This is a genomic window from Paenibacillus amylolyticus, from assembly GCF_001570725.1.
Lineage (GTDB): Bacteria > Bacillota > Bacilli > Paenibacillales > Paenibacillaceae > Paenibacillus > Paenibacillus amylolyticus_A.
Map to the genome: position 1 here is coordinate 2,685,383 of NZ_BCNV01000001.1, position 20,038 is coordinate 2,705,420.

The 20,038-nt window shown below is 45.3% G+C and carries 20 protein-coding genes; 1 reads left to right on the forward strand and 19 read right to left on the reverse strand.

Annotated features, from left to right (window positions below):
- Positions 1–62: 62 nt before the first annotated feature.
- The 12 genes from PAHA3_RS11740 to metH all read right to left on the reverse strand — a co-directional run bounded on the left by PAHA3_RS11740 (position 63) and on the right by metH (position 12,609).
- A complete protein-coding gene (locus PAHA3_RS11740) occupies positions 63–1,082 on the reverse strand; it encodes an SAF domain-containing protein (RefSeq protein WP_062834895.1) in 1,020 nt (339 codons plus the stop codon).
- Positions 1,083–1,108: 26 nt separating this feature from the next.
- Positions 1,109–2,587 carry a serine/threonine protein kinase gene (locus tag PAHA3_RS11745; RefSeq protein ID WP_062834896.1) on the reverse strand — a complete coding sequence of 493 codons (1,479 nt, stop codon included), beginning with the start codon at positions 2,585–2,587 and terminating at the stop codon, positions 1,109–1,111.
- 227 nt (positions 2,588–2,814) lie between these two features.
- Complete coding sequence (locus PAHA3_RS11750) at positions 2,815–3,864, reverse strand: SAM-dependent methyltransferase (protein WP_062834897.1); 1,050 nt, start codon at positions 3,862–3,864, stop codon at positions 2,815–2,817.
- A 6-nt stretch (positions 3,865–3,870) separates the two neighbouring features.
- Entirely contained in the window at positions 3,871–4,644 is a 774-nt protein-coding gene (locus PAHA3_RS11755) for an ABC transporter ATP-binding protein (RefSeq protein ID WP_062836080.1), read from the reverse strand.
- A 2-nt stretch (positions 4,645–4,646) separates the two neighbouring features.
- Entirely contained in the window at positions 4,647–4,964 is a 318-nt protein-coding gene (locus PAHA3_RS11760) for a thioredoxin family protein (protein ID WP_062834898.1), read from the reverse strand.
- The gene (locus PAHA3_RS11765; RefSeq protein ID WP_062834899.1) at positions 4,964–5,302 is read right to left on the reverse strand and encodes a cyclic-phosphate processing receiver domain-containing protein; all 339 of its coding nucleotides are present in this window, start codon (positions 5,300–5,302) and stop codon (positions 4,964–4,966) included. Before PAHA3_RS11765 ends, PAHA3_RS11760 begins: the two co-directional genes overlap by 1 nt.
- A 19-nt stretch (positions 5,303–5,321) precedes the next feature.
- Positions 5,322–6,170, reverse strand: coding sequence for a deoxyribonuclease IV (locus tag PAHA3_RS11770; protein WP_062834900.1), 849 nt, complete (start codon positions 6,168–6,170; stop codon positions 5,322–5,324).
- Positions 6,160–6,981, reverse strand: coding sequence for an Fpg/Nei family DNA glycosylase (locus PAHA3_RS11775; protein WP_062834901.1), 822 nt, complete (start codon positions 6,979–6,981; stop codon positions 6,160–6,162). The genes PAHA3_RS11770 and PAHA3_RS11775 overlap by 11 nt, the downstream gene beginning before the upstream one ends.
- A gap of 24 nt (positions 6,982–7,005) precedes the next feature.
- Positions 7,006–7,797 carry a TIGR01457 family HAD-type hydrolase gene (locus tag PAHA3_RS11780; RefSeq protein WP_062834902.1) on the reverse strand — a complete coding sequence of 264 codons (792 nt, stop codon included), beginning with the start codon at positions 7,795–7,797 and terminating at the stop codon, positions 7,006–7,008.
- Between the two features lie 81 nt (positions 7,798–7,878).
- Positions 7,879–8,025 (reverse strand): hypothetical protein, encoded by a 147-nt coding sequence (locus tag PAHA3_RS30440; RefSeq protein WP_167350880.1) that lies wholly within the window; start codon positions 8,023–8,025, stop codon positions 7,879–7,881.
- 128 nt (positions 8,026–8,153) lie between these two features.
- Positions 8,154–9,092 carry a ribonuclease Z gene (gene rnz / locus PAHA3_RS11785; protein ID WP_062834903.1) on the reverse strand — a complete coding sequence of 313 codons (939 nt, stop codon included), beginning with the start codon at positions 9,090–9,092 and terminating at the stop codon, positions 8,154–8,156.
- Between the two features lie 76 nt (positions 9,093–9,168).
- Positions 9,169–12,609, reverse strand: a complete 3,441-nt coding sequence (gene metH, locus PAHA3_RS11790) for a methionine synthase (RefSeq protein WP_062834904.1) — start codon at positions 12,607–12,609, stop codon at positions 9,169–9,171.
- A gap of 179 nt (positions 12,610–12,788) precedes the next feature.
- Between metH and PAHA3_RS11795 the strand changes: the two genes are divergently transcribed.
- On the forward strand, positions 12,789–13,334 hold the full coding sequence (locus PAHA3_RS11795; protein ID WP_062834905.1) for a cupin domain-containing protein: 546 nt from the start codon (positions 12,789–12,791) through the stop codon (positions 13,332–13,334).
- Between the two features lie 96 nt (positions 13,335–13,430).
- Here the strand turns inward: PAHA3_RS11795 and PAHA3_RS11800 are convergent, their stop codons facing one another.
- From PAHA3_RS11800 to PAHA3_RS11830, 7 genes are all read right to left on the reverse strand, one after another.
- Positions 13,431–14,105 (reverse strand): GntR family transcriptional regulator, encoded by a 675-nt coding sequence (locus PAHA3_RS11800; RefSeq protein WP_062834906.1) that lies wholly within the window; start codon positions 14,103–14,105, stop codon positions 13,431–13,433.
- Between the two features lie 102 nt (positions 14,106–14,207).
- Complete coding sequence (locus PAHA3_RS11805; protein ID WP_062834907.1) at positions 14,208–15,842, reverse strand: ABC transporter substrate-binding protein; 1,635 nt, start codon at positions 15,840–15,842, stop codon at positions 14,208–14,210.
- A 100-nt stretch (positions 15,843–15,942) separates the two neighbouring features.
- A complete protein-coding gene (locus PAHA3_RS11810) occupies positions 15,943–16,815 on the reverse strand; it encodes a carbohydrate ABC transporter permease (protein ID WP_036613592.1) in 873 nt (290 codons plus the stop codon).
- 12 nt (positions 16,816–16,827) lie between these two features.
- Positions 16,828–17,757, reverse strand: coding sequence for an ABC transporter permease (locus tag PAHA3_RS11815; RefSeq protein ID WP_371327936.1), 930 nt, complete (start codon positions 17,755–17,757; stop codon positions 16,828–16,830).
- Between the two features lie 590 nt (positions 17,758–18,347).
- The gene (locus tag PAHA3_RS11820; RefSeq protein WP_062834909.1) at positions 18,348–19,139 is read right to left on the reverse strand and encodes an HAD family hydrolase; all 792 of its coding nucleotides are present in this window, start codon (positions 19,137–19,139) and stop codon (positions 18,348–18,350) included.
- A 28-nt stretch (positions 19,140–19,167) separates the two neighbouring features.
- Complete coding sequence (locus PAHA3_RS11825) at positions 19,168–19,677, reverse strand: hypothetical protein (RefSeq protein ID WP_062834910.1); 510 nt, start codon at positions 19,675–19,677, stop codon at positions 19,168–19,170.
- A 125-nt stretch (positions 19,678–19,802) separates the two neighbouring features.
- Positions 19,803–20,012, reverse strand: a complete 210-nt coding sequence (locus PAHA3_RS11830) for a DUF896 domain-containing protein (RefSeq protein ID WP_017688036.1) — start codon at positions 20,010–20,012, stop codon at positions 19,803–19,805.
- Positions 20,013–20,038 lie beyond the last annotated feature (26 nt).

The following is a 20,038-nucleotide window of genomic DNA, read 5'->3' on the forward strand; positions in this document are numbered from 1 at the left end:
ATTTCTTTAATACTTTGTTAACTGAATTATATTAGTTTGAAAACAAAACCTCAGATTCATCTCTACTCTCCACCCGTTAGCAGGCTCTGCTGTTCTGTTAGTGAAGCTTCAGCAGCATCATTTATGCTAACTGAATTAGCTCCTCCTCCGTTACCTGAACCATCATTCCACATCACGCCATCCGATGTTGCCGAATTATTCGCTGATGGGCGGCTGTTATAGGTAACTGAGGATTGTGCCACATCCTGCTCAACCCCTTTTGACGGTGCTGTCATGGAAGCGGCCAGTGAACTTTCAAGCGAACTTCGCACCTGTCTGGATAACTCCTGTTCGGCTCGTCGAACAATATTCGGATCACTCTCCAGCAGTTTTAACACTTCTGAATTGGCAGGATACGTTGCGATTGCAGGTGTCTGAAACTGTGGTTCTACATAGGTTAAGGCATAGATTGAAGCTTTATGTAAATAGGCATCTACAATTGCACTTGAGAGTGACAGAATCTCTTCCTCCGTCATCGTAATCCATAAGGTAGCTGCGTTGAGTCGTTCCACTTTCTTTTTCGATAAGAGAACATAATCCTGTCCTGTGGGGAACTGGATACGGACATCAATTATATCGCCCTTTACGAGTGAGGATGGCAGTAATACAACTTGCAGCTCTCGATTTCTTAAGTCCGGCGGAGCAGGTGTATCCTCATACACCATTTCAGTGGTAATCGCTGTTCCTTTTTTCAACTCTATTTTGGCCACTTGGCCTTCCATCTGCTTGGTACTAGACCAAAGATTTCGGGGCGCCTGTGCATCCGGGACTGCAACGAGCTTCAGATCCTCAGGCAATATCGGTTCACCTGCTTCTATATCCCGAATGGTAACCCAGCCTTGTGCCCCCGAATTCCATTGTTGCTTTAATTCAGCTTCCTTTTCCTCATATGCCGATAAATAACGGGCTTCTACAGCTGATCTGACATCACCCATCGTTTTGACATTGTAAATAACATATCCTCCGAACACCACCCCTACAGCTCCTGCTCCGATAAGCCCGGCATAGATCAGTTGACGGCTTTGTTTTCTTAATTTAGACAAAAGAGGCTCTCCTTTCGTAATCTCCTCTAATCATGTACTTTCCTTCGTGAAAAGAACGAACGTTTCTTCGGTTGCTGTGCCATCATATGCGTTAAAATATGAGAAAACACTTTATCCATCTGTGCATCCTTGTCAAAAGGGTCAATATGTAACGGCAGCCCATATACACTCGATGTATCCAGAGCTTTACGAATGCGCTGAACTGCTTCACTTGCCGCCAGGGGCAGACAATAGATCCATTTCTCTTGAGGATACCGATGATGTGATCGAACAAAAGCCCCAATCTCCGCCTGTCTCCATTCGGCACCTGAGCCTATCACAATAGGCAGATCTGCACGCAAGAATTCTTCCAGCCGGTTCTGGTCCTGACCACTACCGAGATCCATCACGATGAATTGATAACTCCCCCCAAGCAAAGACAAAATATCCGCTCGCCCGGATTGTTTCCAATAATGAACACCATCCACTGCAAACTGTCTGCCTGTGGGCACCGGTTTACCCGCTTGAGCGATTTGTTGAATTCTTGCAAAGGATTGGGAGCGAGGTGACATTTCAATCACAGCTACTTTGAAGTTTTGCCTTTCGAGATAATGACTGATAGCTATAGCCGTGTGGGTAACCCCTACACCAGATGAAGCTCCCGTCAAGGCAATAACTCTTGTTCCACCATTCAGGGTCATCGTCCCGTCTCCACCCGGAGTTATTCCTCTAGGTATTCGGAGCAGTTCCTTCCGTACCTCATCGGCAGATTGGAATCGCTCTTCGGCGTTATACCTTAACAGTCTTCTCGCCACAGGAATATAGGTACGCGGTACATCACTTCGAATTGAGCTTTCCACTCCCTGAATCCATTCTGTATACGCCCCACTTGTCATGAGATACAGCAGTAATGCTCCGAGTCCATATAGATCGGAACGGGCATCGGTCTGTCCTGAGCCATATTGTTCAGGTGCAGCGAAACCAGCTGTTCCCAACTTGACCGTATCTTCGGCACTTTGCGCTTTGTAGCTTCTGGCGATGCCAAAATCAATTAATCTTACTTCATGTTCCGGCGTGATCATGATGTTTGATGGTTTCAGATCCCTATAGATGACAGGTGGATTCAGATTATGCAGATAACTCAACACATCCAGCAATTGAAGCATCAATTCCGTCAACTGCTCCATCGGGATCTTCCCACGACACTGCTTGAAATACTCACTAAGCGTTAACCCCTCGATGTATTCCATCACCAAGTACGTGTACCCATCTTCATCCGGGACAAAAAAATCAACGATTTGCGGCAATCTTGGATGGCGAAGGGATGTCAGCAGAGCAGCCTCCGTCTCCATACTGCCTTCATATGGCATAGCCGTTACACTTTCTTTTATTGCCCAGATCTTGCCCGGCAACTTCAGATCCTCCGCCTCGTATACATGGCTCATTCCACCTGTACCCAGAATGGATACGATACGATATCTACCTCCCAGCAGGCTTCCGCGTTCCAGCCTGGCCGGATGTCTCATATCAATTCCTCCTTCATTACACAACAAAAAAGGGAAAGCTTCACCGAAGAAGAACAGACCGGATATCCGGTTTCGTTCACTTCGGGATGCTTTCCCTCAGGTTTGTTATGGTTAATATTGGTATCATTATAGTACAGGCAGGAATAGATTGTAAAGCACAATATTTAATGGGCTTAATCGAATCAATTTCATAATACCTTTAGCTGCTTTAATCAAGGCTAGATCTCTTAATATTTGACCATATAAAGTGTAATCTCTTCCCGGTTATGGAACAATTGCTTGGAACGTTGAATCTGCATCCGTGAACGCTCAAACGTGTCAATCACATCTTTAATGAGCGCGAGCGGTTTTTTATGCAATAACTTCACAGTTACGATGGCTGTTCCCCCGGGTTGAAGGCTATATAGAAGATCCGATACAAGTCGGCTCATCAGCTTCGGACTCCAACTCATATCACATACGAGCAGATCGAATTCTCCTTCGCGGAAACGAACATCCCCTGCATTTTTCTTCAAGAAAGTAAGTTTTGGTGATGCCAGTAGCGTCGCATCCATCTTCGCTGGATCTACCGCCGTCACTTCTAGCCCGCGTTCAAGCAGGAACGAGGTCCATCCACCTGGTGCAGCGCCGATATCAAGTGCTTTATGAAATGAAGTAAAGTCAATGCCAAACGTTTGCTCGGCTTCAAGCAATTTGAATTTGGCCCGTGAGATTTGTCCGTCTTCTTTTTGAAAACGTACGGCTCCCCCGCTCCAGTCTGACAGATTCTGTTCAGGTCTGGATACGCCCGCATACAACATATCATTCGCAGCAAATACGGAAATGACATAATCAGCATCACGTACAACCCATTCACAGCCTAGCTCATCCAACTTTTCAGTCAGCAATTGCTTCAATGAGGCCGCATTTTCTTGCCAAAAAGCCCCTTCTGTCTTCCGTACCTGCAGCACGACAGGGGTACCGGTCAGTTCCTTATGATTCATCACAAATGCAATCAATTTCTCGATAGACTGTTCCGAATCTTCTGTATTCTCCTGAAACTGAACAGGCTGAATATGACGTAAAAACGTTGGATACTCTGCCCACAGCTTACCTGCAACTTCTTCCTCCGCTACAGGCAGACCCGCAAGCAAGATTTCTCCTGGTACAAGTACCGTGCTCTTGACCGCACCAAACGTACGGCGCAACTCTTCCTGAGCATAAGGGGCAAAGCCATGATTGGCTGTGCAGATAAAACGGGAGAAGTTGCCTTCTTCCCAAGACGATTGTGTACTCAAATTGTGTTACCCTCCAGAACGTACGCGTATCCACGGGCGACCGTCATCCCACTGGATATCGACCGGGACATCGTACGTATGCTTAATTGTATCTTGTGTCAAAACTTCATGCTTCGGGCCAGCCGCCGCAATACATCCATCGCGGATCAAGGCCACATGCGTAAATAAAGGTACGATCTCTTCAACATGATGTGTTACGTACACAACTGTAATGTTACGCTGGCGCAGACGATCAATCTCGGCCAGCATTTTCTCACGTTCATATAAGTCTAGCCCGGCACAAGGCTCGTCCATAATCAGCAATTTGGGCTTAGCCATTAGTGAACGAGCGAGCATGACTTTTTTGCGCTCCCCTTGGGATAGCGTTCCAAGAGGGTTGTTGGCCAGGTTGGCAAAGCCCATGTCATCTAGCAAACTCATTGCCTTTGCCTTGACTTCATCAGGAATTGTCTGATAAAAACGCAAAAAAGCATAAGCTCCTGTAGCGACAACCTCCCATACCGGATCTCTCGGTGTAAGTTTCTCAATCAACGTTTGGCTGATATAACCGATTTCCTTACGTACTTCCCTGACGTCACATTGTCCATACAGATTACCGAGTACTTCAATGCGTCCCTGGCTTGGAAACATATATCCGTTCATCATTTCCAGCAACGTTGTTTTGCCAGAACCATTCCGACCCAGAATAACCCAATGTTCGCCTTGTTCAATACGCAAATGTACGTTATCCAAAATCTGATTTTCTTCTCGTCGAAGTGAGACATGTTCCATCGAAATTATACTCATTTCAGCACCGCCTTCCGGATCTCCGAGAGTAAATGCTCCACAGAGCTCATCCGATAAACCATTTTTGGAACATCTTGCTGGCCGTCAAACAGCATCACTGCTGGCACGCTTGAAATTTGAAATTGTTGTACAAGTTCAGGAATGTCATGAATGTTCATTTCGGATAAAATACCTTCCGGCAGCATGTGCTCAACGACCTCCAGCATACGCCGGGCTGCCGCACACGTCCCACATAGAGGGGTATATATAAATACAGCCTGTGGCATACCTTCCCATACGCCGCGCATTAACATTTTGGATGTAATTGGCTTCATTAACTTTCTTCTCCCGCAGCAACACGCAGCATGACCTCACCCGTCATTGGACCATTATGAATGGTTACCGAATCCGGTTTATTGCTATATAACAACTCGTACATCTGGCGTTTCCCAAACATACTGGACGTATGCAAAAAGATTTCACGCGGAAATAAACCTTCTCGTACAATGGATGCCGCAACCTCACCGCCATTGGGTGAATCAGGACCAAGCTCATAATCCAAAGACAAAATGTCTACGTCACCTTCTCTTAGCAGCATCAGGCACTCTTCTGCATTCGTTGCCAGAACAAATCCTTTCGGACACGCCCGATAGTCATCCAAAAAAACATGCATACAATCGCTCCTCTCCCCATTATAACCAGGAACGCATGAGCGCTATATCATCATGGTGCGTTCCATCTTCGCCTGGTTCTGTCTCGAGCACAATAACCGATTTTTGGAACTCAGGCGCATTTAACAATGCTTTCATTGATTCATTTCCGATATAACCCTGTCCGATCCTCGCATGTCTATCCTTACACGAACCGGACGCATACTTGGAATCATTAAAATGTACAGCAGCAACATGATCCCAGTATCCGAGCATCCTGCCCTTATCGAGCATCGACTCTTCGTTGCCTGACGACCACAAACCTGAAGCAAAAGCATGGCATGTGTCAAAACAAAAAGCAATATGCTCCGGATATCGGCTTAATTTGCGAATCTGTATCAGTTCTTCCATTGTCGTGCCCATCGGGCCATGATCACCTGCCTGATTTTCAAGCAAAACTTTCGAATGACCATCCCAATCCTCTAAGGCAGTATCCAGACAATGAATGAGGTTTTGATAGCCCTCCAGCGGATCATTCGTTTTGATATGTCCAAAATGGACTACCGTCCCGACAGAACCGCAAGCATTCGAAATTTCAAGGTCATTGCGAATAGAAGCTATTGTAGCATGAAAACCCGCCTCTCCACGGGTCATGCCCAACGCCGGATTCGTGGGATAGGGTGAATGTGCAATCGAAGCAAGACCCTGCTGTTCACACCAATCCCTGCACTGCTCAGCATCCTTGAGATCCAGAATTTTCAGACCAAGGCTACGCGGGTTCTTCGGAAAATACTGAAATGCCGTTGCCCCCATCTCGTAAGCTCTCTTGGCTGCCTGGAGAAATCCGCCTCTGGTGCTGACATGTGCCCCGATTCCGGTTTTAAGCCTCATGCTGGCATTTCGGACAGAAGAACGCCTTCTTGCCCGTAATTTCCACTCGTTCAATCGTTCCCCCGCAGCGCGGACAAGTCTCGCCTTCCCGATCGTACACCCGACATTGCTCGTCAAAGCTTCCTGTCTTGGTGTCCCCTTGCATTAGTGGCATTTCCATATAACCGCCCTCAGAAGCTGCTTCGCGCAACACGGACTGCATCGAATGGAACAAGCGCTCCGTCAGCTCTGGTGAAGTCGCGATGTTCTGCGTTTTGGAGCTTGGTCTCAGACCGGCAGCAAAGGCAATTTCATCCGAATAACAGTTGCCGATCCCCGCAATAATATGCTGGTTTACCAACGTTGTCTTGAGCGTACCGCGACGCCCTTTCAACAGAGAAGCAAAACGTTCTAGGTTCATCCGTCGATCCAAAGGTTCAGGTCCAAGATCAGACATCGCCTCTTCCGTTTCTTTCGAAGTAAGCAGGTGCAAATAACCCAAGCGCAGCCCGATAAAGAATAAAATGTGATCGCCAAACTGGATTTCCACCTGTGTGGAACGATCAGGGCGCTCCTCTTCCGTGCCCCAGAAAATCATACCACCCAACATGAGGTGCAGCACCAGACGTTTGCCATTAGCCAAGTGGAAAATCAGATGCTTCGCTCGGCGCTCAACAAATATGATGCGATTGCCTGTAAGTTCACTGATGAACAGATCAGGCTCCGTGTTTATCGTTTTATCGCGATTAATCACAACACCTGTAATTGGTAGATCAAGTATTTTCTCGGACAGCAAGGTCCGGTAGTTTTCCATTTCCGGCAGTTCCGGCATCATACATTACCCCTTTTTGGAAGCTTAGTCTGTCTGTTGCGACAGCCACTCCATCAATTTATGCAAATCTTCAAACACATGATCAGGTCGAGCCTTGGCTGCTTGAATGTGTCCATCCATATTATCTCGTGTTGTCACACCGGTAAGTACCAGCAGTGTCTCACACCCTGCTGCCACTCCAGCTGCAATATCGGTACGCATGTTGTCTCCGATCACGGCCACTTCATTAGATGCCAGGTTCAGCCGGCTAATGGCTGACTTCATTATAACACTCGATGGCTTGCCAATAACGGTAGGATGAACTCCGGTTGCCGCTTCAATCGCTGCTCCAATAGTTCCGGCTCCAGGCGTCAATCCGTCATCCGAAGGGAGCTGCAGATCAGGGTTGGTCATGATGAATTTTGATCCCGCATTAATCCACCTTAGCGCCTTGGTCAGTTTCTGATAGGAAAATTCACGATCAATCCCCTGTATCACGTAATCCGGTGCTTCTTCTGTCAGTTGTAATCCAGCTTCTTCTATGGCTTGCAACAGTCCTGCTTCTCCAATACATGCCACTTTTGCACCCGGGGACTCTTCAGCGACATATTCAGCAGCCGCCACAGCAGAAGTACATACCTGAGACGCGTCGGCAGGTATACCCATCCCGTTCAGATGATCTGCCACACCTTGTGGAGTGCGAGAAGAATTATTGGTTACGAATAAATACGGCTTTCCTAGCTCTTGCAGTGTTCGAATAAGCTGATCGGCTCCTTCGATACGATGTCTGCCATGATAGAGCGTACCATCCAAATCAATCAGATAGGCGTTAATCACACACAGCACTTCCTTTCTTTATTCCATTAACGTTTCATGTCCTTAATCATTTACCTCGAACTTGACCGCTAACCTATGTATTCAGGCAAAAAATAATGGCTTGCTGACATGTGCACGCAACAAGTCGAACCGGATCGAACACCGACGGTTTAGCTCGCGCGTCTTCTGTACAAGCTTGTCATTTCCTGCGCTTTCCCGGAAAATAATTTGAATCATTTCCCTCTTCATATTGCCCATCCTACACGCTTTCTGACCAGATTGCAAAAGGGACCGCGGGAGTTCTTCTCCCTCAGTCCCGTGCAAATACCCGGTTCTTCATATGACGTGTTTAGCCGTGCACTGGTTCGCATTGATGGTTAAGATTCTTGCTTGCGATGCACGACAGGAATAAGCTGGTGTTCGTTCGCAAGTCTGGTATTGGGGAATACGGACTGTGCTTCTTCCAAAAGTGGCTGCAGTTGATCTTCATCTTTATAACGAGAGCTGAAGTGAGTCATGATCAATTGCCCGACATTCGCTGCTCTAGCCGCTTCTGCCGCTTGTTTTGAAGTACTATGATAGTACTCATACGCTGTATCGGCCAGATCATGCATGAATGTAGCTTCATGTACAAGTACATCTGCATTGATGGACAGAGGCTGTACATTGTCACATGGACGAGTATCACCCAATATGGTGATCACCATGCCGCGTTTTGGCGCTCCCAATACATCTTCTGGACGAAGCGACTGACCGTTATCCAGCGTAATGGTTTCTCCACGTTTCAGTCGGCCGAACAATGGGCCTGGTTTCAAACCATATTCCGCCAATTTGGCTGGGTCCAGGCTGCCTGGACGATCTTTTTCCGTGATCCGGTATCCATAGCTGTCAATCCGATGCTCAAGCAAAGCAGCTTCCACGATAAAACTGTCATCTTCAAAGAGTACGCCGCCCGTATGTTCCACGATATTCAAATCATAGTTCACCCGGGATTGGCTAAGCTCCATTGTTGTACTAATCATTCGATCCGTACCTGGCGGACCATATACCGTTAATGGTGTGGTACCACCTTGATTGGCTCTGCTTGAAAGCAGTCCTGGAAGTCCAAATACATGATCACCATGCAGGTGAGTAATGAATATTTTCTCCAATTTGCTTAGTTTAAGCGGAGAACTTAAAATCTGGTGCTGCGTTCCTTCCCCGCAGTCAAACAACCACAAAGCTCTGCGTTCATCCAACATGCGTAGCCCAATGGAAGTTACATTCCGTTGAAGCGTAGGTACACCAGCATTAGTTCCCAGGAAATATAGTTCCATTCTGGATCGCACCTCTTTCTGTTGCCAGCAAAAAACCTCCGACAATGCGGAGGGCTTTGCCTGACACTCTACTGATTTATGCCTTTTCTACGTTAAAATACTTGGCTTGCGGATGGCTGAACACCATCGCTGATACAGATGCTTCAGGTTCCATCATGAAACCTTCCGTCAATTCCACACCGATATCCTCAGGCTGTAGCAACTTGAATAACGGCCCTTGATCTTCCAGATCCGGACAAGCCGGATATCCAAAGGATACCCTGATTCCCTGATAACGTGCCCCATGACGTTGCTTCATGGTCATCTGAGCAGAATCAGGGAATCCCCAGATATCTCTCATCATATGATGCACACGCTCAGCTAATCCCTCTGCTACTTCAAGCGCTACGGATTGCAGAGCATGCGAGCGAAGGTAATCCCCTTGATCTTTCCACGCAGTGGATAGTTCACGCACGCCGTGTCCCGCAGTAACAACCATAAAACCAACGTAATCCATTTGACCGGATTCAACAGGCTTCAGGAAGTCGGACAGGCACAGGAACGGCTCGACTTTTTGACGTGGGAACGTAAAGGTATGCAAGATATTGCTGGTGTCCTTTGGATCATAGATAATGATGCTGTTACCGCTGGACTGTGCCGGGAAGAAACGATACATGGCATGCGCCTGAATAATCCCGTCACGCACAGCCTCTTGCATGATATCATCCACGACTGCTTTCAGATCGGTAGCCTTCTTGTCTCCTGAAGCAAGCAGTTGTTCTACTGAACCGCGCAACCCCAGATGGTGTCCAAGCAACATCTGCATGTTCACGTATGGCAGGATATGTGATAACGGATAGTTGCGCATCGTATGCCGCTCCAGATCAGGCGGTACAAGAACCGGATTATCTACAGCAATATCCGAACGCTCCACTCGCGTAAGCTCTGGAAGAGCCTGAACAGCTACAGCACCTGAAGCATCAGCTTCTTTTTCAGCTTCCATCTCCAGTTGCATCGCTTCACGTGTAACGGGATTCATCAATTTGTTCGCCAGATCCAGACCATCCATCGCATCTTTAGCATACACAACCATTCCGTTATATTCAGGACGGATACGATTTTTGGTGAATTTACGTGTCAACGCCGCTCCGCCAACCATAATAGGCACATCAATACCTGCTGTTCGCAAATCCTGAGCGGTAAGAATCATCTGTTGCGCTGATTTTACCAATAGACCCGAGAGGCCGATCGCATCGACTTTTTCTTCTCGGTATGCCTCAATGATACGTTCTGGTGGTACTTTTATACCCAAATTAATGATACGGTAACCGTTATTGGACAGGATGATCTCTACCAGGTTCTTACCAATATCATGCACATCGCCCTTGACCGTGGCCAGAATGATTTTGCCTTTAACCGAGGTTTCGTTCTTCTCCATGAACTGCTCCAGATATGCTACAGAAGCCTTCATCACTTCCGCACTCTGCAACACCTCAGCTACAATCAACTCATTGTTGTTAAAGAGACGACCTACTTCCTCCATACCCCGCATCAGCGGACCGTTAATCACTTGAAGTGCTGTGTATTTGGCAAGTGCCTGTTCGAGATCCGGCAGCAATCCTTCTTTGCTTCCTTCCACAACATATGAAGCAAGACGCTCTTCTAATGAAAGATTCGAGATTTTTTCCTTCTTCTCAACCTTCTTGTTACGGAACGCCGCTACAAACGCCGCCAGTGTTTCATCATTCGTATTATATAAAAGCTCTTCCGAGAGTCTGCGTTCTTCTTCCGGAATGGACGCATAACGCTCCAGTTTCTCTGTGTTTACGATGGCATAGTCGAGACCTGCTTTGGTACATTCATACAAAAATACAGAGTTCAGCACTTCACGGCCTGCTTCTGGCAGTCCGAATGAAATGTTACTGATCCCGAGTATCGTATGACATTCTGGCATCGCTTCCTTAATCACTCTTATACCTTCAATGGTTTCTTTGGCTGAACCGATGTACTGTTCATCTCCCGTACCTACCGGGAACACCAACGTATCGAAAATGAGGTCTTCTGGTTTCAGTCCATACTTGTTCACCAGCAGATCGTAAGAGCGTTTGGCTACGTCCAGTTTGTCCTCCCTACTAATCGCCTGACCCCGTTCATCAATCGTTCCGACGACAACCGCACCACCGTACTTATGAAGCAACGGCGTGATCAGCTCAAATTTCTCTTCGCCATCCTCAAGGTTAATGGAGTTAATTATCGCTTTACCTTGAGAGTACTGGAGGGCCAGATCGATTACGGAAGCATCTGTTGTATCGATCATAAGTGGTACTTTTACTTTTTTCACAACCAGTTCAAGGAACTTCACCATGTCTTCAGACTCTTCGCGGTCCGGGTCTTGTACACACACGTCGACAATGTGCGCTCCATTTTTCACTTGAGCACGAGCAATTTCTGAAGCTTCTTCATATTTGCCTTCTACAATAAGCCGTTTAAATTTCCGTGAGCCCAATACATTCGTACGCTCACCAACCATGTATGGACGATTGTCCTGCTCGATATAGATCGGTTCTATACCGGACAACGCAGGTGGATGTGTTCCGTTCATTTCTCTTGGGGGGTACTGGGCAAGTGTATCGCGCATAGCCCGAATATGTGCAGGGGTTGTCCCGCAACATCCACCAGCGATATTCAACCAGCCCTGTTCGGCAAAAGCACCAATCTTCTGAGCAAGCGAGTCTGGTGACTCATGGTAATTACCGTTCTCATCAGGAAGTCCTGCGTTCGGGTAACAACTAACGGCAACCGATGCCATTCCGGAAAGCGAACGAATGTGATCACGCATGAACTCCGGACCTGTAGCACAGTTTAGTCCCACCGAAATTGGGTTAAGGTGTTCTAAGGATATATAAAAGGATTCGATGTTCTGACCCGCAAGGGTCGTTCCCATCGGTTCTATCGTTCCTGATATCATCAGGGGCAGTGTGACACCACTCTGTTCGAAGGCCTGCTGAATTCCAATGCTGCCTGCTTTTACATTGAGGGTATCCTGTGAGGTTTCAAGCAGTAGCGCATCAACGCCTCCCTCTATTAAAGCAAGCGCTTGCTCCAAATAACTGTCGATAAGTTCCTGGAACGTTACGCCTCCAGTTACAGACAGTGTTTTGGTTGTTGGTCCCATCGCACCTACCACATAACGTGGAGATTCCGGTGTAGAGAAACGATCAACCGCAGCTTTCGCAATTCTGGCTGCTTCGAGGTTGATCTCGCGTGCCCGATCCTGAATATCGTATTCAGCAAGCACGACAGATGTCGCACCAAATGTATTGGTTTCAATTAAATCGGCGCCGGCCTCCAGATACTCTTCATGAATGCGCTGGATCAGCTCTGGACGAGTAAGCACCAACATTTCATTACATCCATCCAAATCTTCGCCACCAAAATCTTCGCCAGTCAGATCAACTTGTTGAATCATGGTCCCCATTGCACCGTCGAGGATTAATATTCGTTGTTTTAATGCTTCGTGTAGACTAATCTTATCCAATATCTTCACCCCCGCAAAACGTTAAATCTTAGTTTAACAGAAACTAACTTAATGTGAAAGATCGGGTTTTCTCCCGAAAGATGGCGGGTTTGCTCGAATATGAACGGAATTTGAGAATCGACAAAAACAGAGCAATCCGATATAATTCAATTAAACCAAGTGGAAAAGAGGGAAAGAACATGGCTGAAATTGTTATCCGAAATACGAACGAACGCATCACTGGTGACGAAAACGTTCGAAATTTCTTGAACAAATACGAAGTATTATATGAGAAGTGGGACGCATCCAAACTGAACACGGATCTGCAAAATAACTTTGGATTGACTGATGATCAGAAAGCCGAAGTTTTGGAAACTTACGATTATGAAATCAGAGATTTGGCTGCACGTCGCGGATACCAAATCTGGGATGTCATCACGCTGTCTGAACAAACACCAGATATCGAAGAAAAGCTGGCCAAGTTCGAAGAGATCCACACCCACGCTGAAGATGAAATCCGGGCGATTGTCGCTGGTAAAGGAATCTTTGTTATCAAAGCTACAGATGATGTGGGCTACTTTAATGTAGAACTGTCTCCTGGAGACGTCATCTCTGTACCTGAGAATACACCGCACTTCTTCACTTTAATGGAGAACAAACAAATTATTGCTGTACGTCTGTTCATCGAAAAAGATGGCTGGATTGCAGATCCATACCCTGATCCTACATTTATCAAACAAGCCTAACACTCTCGTGTGACGACTTGCTTAACCAAAACCCCTGTTCAATTGAACAGGGGTTTTCGCATATGCATATGGAGGGTATTATACAACATCGGTGCATTATATAAAATAATGCGGGTATTTCGCTTTTATCGATTCCTGTTCAATAACAACCAGTCTGAGATGAGCTTCCATCACCTGAACCGCTTGCTCCGTCTTGCGCTCTGTGATAAGGCGATAAATCTCTTTGTGTTGAGAGATAATGACCTCCAGGTTGGAGTCTTCCGCTAGACGTAATAAACGCAACCGATTAAACGGAATATTCAGCTGTTGCAACATTTTCCACGTTCTCAGCTTACCTGTGCCCTGAAACAAAATCTGATGAAACTCTTCATCCAGTTCGAACAGTCGATAGAAATTGTTTTTTCCTATACATACTTCCTGCATAGCAATGTTGGTTTCGAGTCTGAATCGGTACTCTTCAGGAAAAGAAGCGCAAGCCAACGTCACGATTTCCTTCTCCATCTTTTCCCGCATAAACCTGCCTTCTTCCACATGCTCGAGATTAATATGCGAGACGATCGTTCCACTCTGTGGAATAATGTCCAGCAGTTCTTCTTCAGCAAGCTTCATGAATGCTTCTCGCACAGGTGTTCTGCTCACCTGCAGTTCATCTGCAATCTCTTTCTCTGAAATCTTGGTACCCGGCTTAAGTTCCAGATGAAGAATTCGTTCTTTTAACAGGTTATATGAATATGCCCGGGTAGAGCCTCTAATTTTTTGATTAAGTGACATGCCTAGACCTCTTTCTCTCAGCCGTATTCATTTATCTTAGCACAAATTACCGTTCCACTTAAATATCGGCGTGAAACGGTAATTCGGCCAGCATCAACTATGTTATTGCTTGTTTTCTTTGTAGGCTTTGTACGTGTCATTGGCCAGCTTCAGATAATTGGTTAGCCCCTGACTGTCCAGTTCTTTGGCAAACGTATCGAATTCAGACAAGTTCCGTTCACCCAATATAAATTTAAGTGTATTCTGGTCAGAGTAGTCTTTCAGTGGTGTACTCAGAAGTGTCACCCGTTCACGGTCCTCGGAAGAGTATGGAATTGGTGGTTCTGCCGGGATAACTTCCTTGGTATCCTTCATGTCTTGCTGGAACTTCAACTCTTCTTCACTAAACATCGATTGCAGCAGATCTGTGGTACCTCCGTAGGCAAATACACCACCAGAGAAGCCAAAGTCAATACGCAGATCCTTCGTGCCTTTTGGATTCAAACCATTGTAATTCACGTCTTCTACCAATTTACGTGTTCCGCCCTCTTTAGTGAATGTTTCGCCTTCTACGCCCCACTTGGCAAACTCTTGACCTTCATCACTGTAATATAGCCAATCAACAAATTGCATAATGGCTTTGAAATTTTCACTCTTTTGAATTTTCCCAGATATCATGACACCGTTTTCAAGTCTGGACCCTGACATCAACTGCCCTTTTGGCCCACCTGGTACTGTAATCTTCGCAACCGAGAATTTACCCTCTCCGAGCGTTTTGTTCATATCATTTCTGTGCAATACAACCGTTTGGGAATTACCATTAATCATGAATGATTTGCCGGATACAAATTTCTGTACAGCCTGATCATCATCCTGTGTAAAACTTTCCTTATCGAGCAGCCCTTCGGATACCAACTTGTTAAAATACGTTAGCATCTCTTTGTATTCTGGTGTTGTAGCCGTGTACACAAATTGATCTTGATCTTCCTTATACGTCAATCCGTTACCAAAACCCCATCCACCCTTGGTACCAAAGCCAGTAGCAGCGATGTTCAACGTACTATTGAATTGGAATCGGTCCGAAAATGGAATGGAATCGGGATAGATCTCTTTCAGTTTTTTGGCTGCATCATACAATTCGTCCCATGTGGTCGGGATAGCGATGTTATTTTCCTCAAAGACATCCGTTCTTACAAGCAGCGTATAATCCGGCCATACTTCTTCATGCAGACCTGGAAGTACATAGTACTTTCCATCTTCCTGTCGAAGTCCTTCGAGTTCATCTTCCAAACCCCATTTCTCCACTTTATCCTTGAAGTTCGGCATCATATCAATATAATCGCTAATCGGCAAGATCGCACCGGAAGATACAAATGCAGACTCTTCACCTGGATAGGTTTTAGGAATAACCAGTGGTGCATCACCAGAGCTAATCAACAGAGATCTCTTCTGAGAGTAATCGCTCATCGGCACAATCGTTGGCTCAAGCGTAACACCCGTCAGTTCGGTAATTTTATCAAAAAGCAACCAGTCTTTTTTATATGGATAACTAGGTTGATCACTATAGAGTATGGAGAGATTAAACGGATCAGTCGCCTTGAATGTATCTCCTACATTGTACGTCTCCATTGCAGCGTTGGTCTGAACCTCTGTAACGTCACCTCCAGCTCCAGTACCGCTACTACATGCAGCCAGAACGACGGTCATCATTGTTGCCAAAACCATTTTACCGACAAACTTACGTGGCTTTTGATTCATTTAGGTTATCCCCCTGAATTTGGTTTAGGTTGACCTTGCCTTAGAACTTTCTAAGCTACCTTTAAAAGTTAATCATGTGAATCATTCTGTCTGCTAAGCATTACTGTTTAACAGACCCCAACATGATACCGGTTACAAAGTATCTTTGCACAAATGGATAGATGGTGAGTATCGGCAAGATGGTTAATACCATCGTTACTGACTTAATATTGGCAGCAATCTGTGTCAGGTTATCAGCTGAGGTTGCACCGGCAGACGCCCCGCTGGTCGCTCCAGCAATCATATTGCGCAAATAAATGGTGACCGGGAACAGTTCTTTTTTGTCCAAATACAGAAAGGCTGGGAACCAGGAGTTCCAATGACCTACTGCGTAGAACAGTACCATGGTTGCCATAACAGCTTTACTCAGCGGCAAGATAATGCGTAACAAGATTCCGTAGGTATTCAACCCATCAATGGAGGCGGCTTCCTCCAGTTCCTCAGGCATATTTTCAAAAAATGACTTCATGATCAGCATGTTGTATATGCTAATTGCTCCAGGAACAACAAGCGCCCACATGGTGTTATTGAATCCAAGGGAATTAATCAAGACATAGTTTGGAATCAATCCACCACTGAAGAACATCGTGAACACGGCGAACATTGTCAAAAACTTGCGGCCCATCAACCTCTTTTTGGATAAGGCATAGGCGAAAATAGTCGTCATAAACATCGAAATCAACGTACCTACCACGGTGTAAATAATCGTATTTTTATAATTGGTCCAGAACATGCTGTCACGTGAGATGGTCTTGTATGTCTCCACATTGAATCCTCTTGGGAACAAACTTACTTTGCCTGAGTTAATATAGGACTCGCTGCTGAAGGATTGTGCTACGACATTCAAGAATGGATAGAGCGTTATAAATACCACGAACAGCAGAAAGATGACATTAAATACTTTAAATACCTTGTAAGATCTGGATTCCTGCATGGTGCTCCTCCTTTACCATAAGCTTCTTTGTGTCAGTCTGCGTGAAATGGCATTTACGGAGAACACCAGAATCAGACCGATCAGCGATTCGAACAAGCCAATTGCGGTAGCATAACTGAAGTTACTGGATTCCAGTCCGACCCGATACAGGTAAGTGGAGATCACATCAGATGTCTCGTAGATCAGCGGATTGTACAAGAGTAAGATTTTTTCAAATCCAACAGCCAGGAAATTACCCATGTTCAAAATCAACAACGTCACAATCGTTGGCAAGATTCCTGGAATCGTTACGTGAATCGTTTGCTTCCAGCGGTTGGCACCATCAATACGTGCAGCTTCATACAAAGAATCATCAATGGTTGTCAGTGCGGCGAGATACAGTATCGCTCCCCAACCCATACCCTGCCATACCTCTGACGTGATGTAGATTGTTCTGAACCACTCAGCCCGCTGCATAAAAGGTATATTGTCTCCGGTGAAAAAAGCCACCAGTCCATTAATGGAACCATTCACTGCTGTCAACTGCAGGATCATACCCGCAACGATAACGATGGACAGAAAGTGAGGCAGATAAGACGCGGTCTGTACAAACTTTTTGAATCGTTTACTCTTCACTTCGTTAAGCATCAAGGCAAAAATGATGGGAACCGGGAATGTAAAGAGCAACGCGAGTCCGCCCAACATCAGCGTATTACCAAATACTCTCCAGAAGGTAGGGTCTTCAATAAACATTTTGAAGTATCTTAATCCAACCCATGTTTCTCCAAATATACTGCCCCCCGGAACAAAGCGTCTGAAGGCAATCACATTACCAATCATCGGTCCATATTTAAAAATAATGAGGTAGATGATGGGAAGGATTAATAGTGAATACAGCTGCCAGTCTTTGCGGAACAAGGTTCCTGCGGTTCGTAATCTACTCTCTTTACGTAAAGATGTCATGGTTAGTGTTGTTTTAGCGGTTTCCGACTCCATGTGTTTTCACTCCGATCCAGGACTTGATAGGTAAAAACGAATTCATGTACAACTCCCATCGCTTCTTCTTTTTGTAGAAGACAACCAATCCCTCAACTTCACCCCCACTACGAAATAGATAGTAGCTAAATGTAAGCGATATCATTTTAATGTGTTATGTAGAATCACACAATCCAAAGTGCTTCACATCATTCATTAGCACTTAATAGGTGGTGTGACCTCCAAATCAAAATAAGGTATTTAAAAGTATTTGAAGCGCTTACAATACGTCGAAAATAATAAGCAACAACTCCTGCTTCCATTCAAATGAAGTAAGTCAAAAGAAATTGCTCTAGGACAATCTAAATACTAGTCATACTAGTATGTTAGTTATATTCTAATCCAGCTTCCCCCTAATTTCAATAACTTTTAGCAAATAAAATTGATATCTCATTTAACAAGGTAAATTAGCCAACCTGCCCAAATAAAAAACATTGGTAACTTCACGAACGACATCATCGTTCATTGAAGCTTCCAATGTTTCAGGGTGTTGAGGAAAGATGTTATAGCTGATCTGTTCAGAAATTAGCTATAAGCTGATCCAGTTCAGATAAATGCGTTATTTCATGGTCAGGCGCATACGTTTCATTGTTGGTCTTATGCTCACGGTTAATCCATACGGATTGGATGCCAGATGATAAAGCACCACGAATATCAGTCGTCAACTTGTCTCCAACCATCATGCTCTCTTCGGGCTTAACACCCAATTTACTCAAAGCATGTTCAAATATGGATGGATCCGGTTTTCCTTTTCCGAAGTTACCCGAGATAATAATCTCATCAAAGAAAGGAGTCAATTCAGGCACACCGTCCAACTTCTCTTGTTGCAAAGCAGGACAACCGTTCGTTAACAACAAAAGTTTGTAATTTCCTTGCAACTTACGCAAGGTATCCATCGTTTCTTCGTACACATGGGGTCTGGATCTCCGTTCTACTCCAAACTGTGAGGCAAGCTGTTCAGCAAGATCTTCCCGATCTACACCTAACTTCAACAAGCCACGACGCCAGGATTCTTTACGGTAAACAGGAGCAAGCTGTTCTAACTGACGGAACTCAGGTTGATCCCCACCAGTAAAGTTAGCCCATAGTCCTTCAAACGGATTGATTCCAATCATTTTGGTAAAAGGAAAGGTCTCATATGATTCATACAGTCCACGTGCCTCGTTACGAACGGCTTCTTCAAGTTCTTCCGGTTTAACCCCAGTCTCTTGCGCTGCGATTAGACAAGTCTCATGAAAAGCTTCTCGAACACTACGCTCATCCCATAATAAAGTATCATCTAGGTCGAACAAAATCGCTTTTAACGCCATTCCGATCATCTACCCCTTTATGCAATAATTACTTTTCGACGGTTTCCACGGTGATCTGGTGTGCTTTTGCAAACTTCAACAAACGTTCTGCAATCGCATCTGTATCGTAGCGGTTCAATAACTTGGTAAACACCCATCTTTTACCGCGACTGTTATGTTCAATAACGATTGTACCTGGTTCAATTCTGAATTTGACGATATCGTCAACGCCTATTGAACGTTCACGGTTACCCTTCGTCGTAATAATCCGATTACTGCTAATCTTGATGTACGGACGACGAAGCATGAAGATGACAGCCAAAAATACGTAAAGCAGCATGGTCACCCAGTCCCAAGTTGTCATTGGAGCTTGTACAAGGAATGTGCTCATAAACAGATACAAAAAGGCGAGACCGATCAAAAATATAGGGAACAACAGGCTGCGTCCTTTAAAGACTTCTTCACCTGGTGTACCTGTAATTGGTTGACCACTTTTTTTGCGTTGCTGATTTAACTGCTTGGAATTTTTCTTAACCGTTCTCTCGAACGAACGCGACATGAGAATCCCCCTTATGTGTCTTTGTATCGGCTTACATAACTGTAAACCAATATTTCCCCCTATAGATTGCACACTCAAAATAACAGGAAGAAACCTAAATATCATAAATGATATCATAGGTTTCGTTAGTGTTTGAGTTTGCCTTGGTGGCCTTTGTCATTCTCATCATCAACAATCTCAATGGTATCCAGTTGCTGTCTGAAATTGCTGCGAATATTACTCAAATAAATCTCTCTTAGTTCGGCACGTTCAGCAAGTTCTTCCTCTGACAAACCAGTGGACTTTTGCTTACGAGCCAATTCATTAATGCGTGCTACCAGACTATCTATATCCAAGCTTGTCCCCTCCAAAAATACAAAGT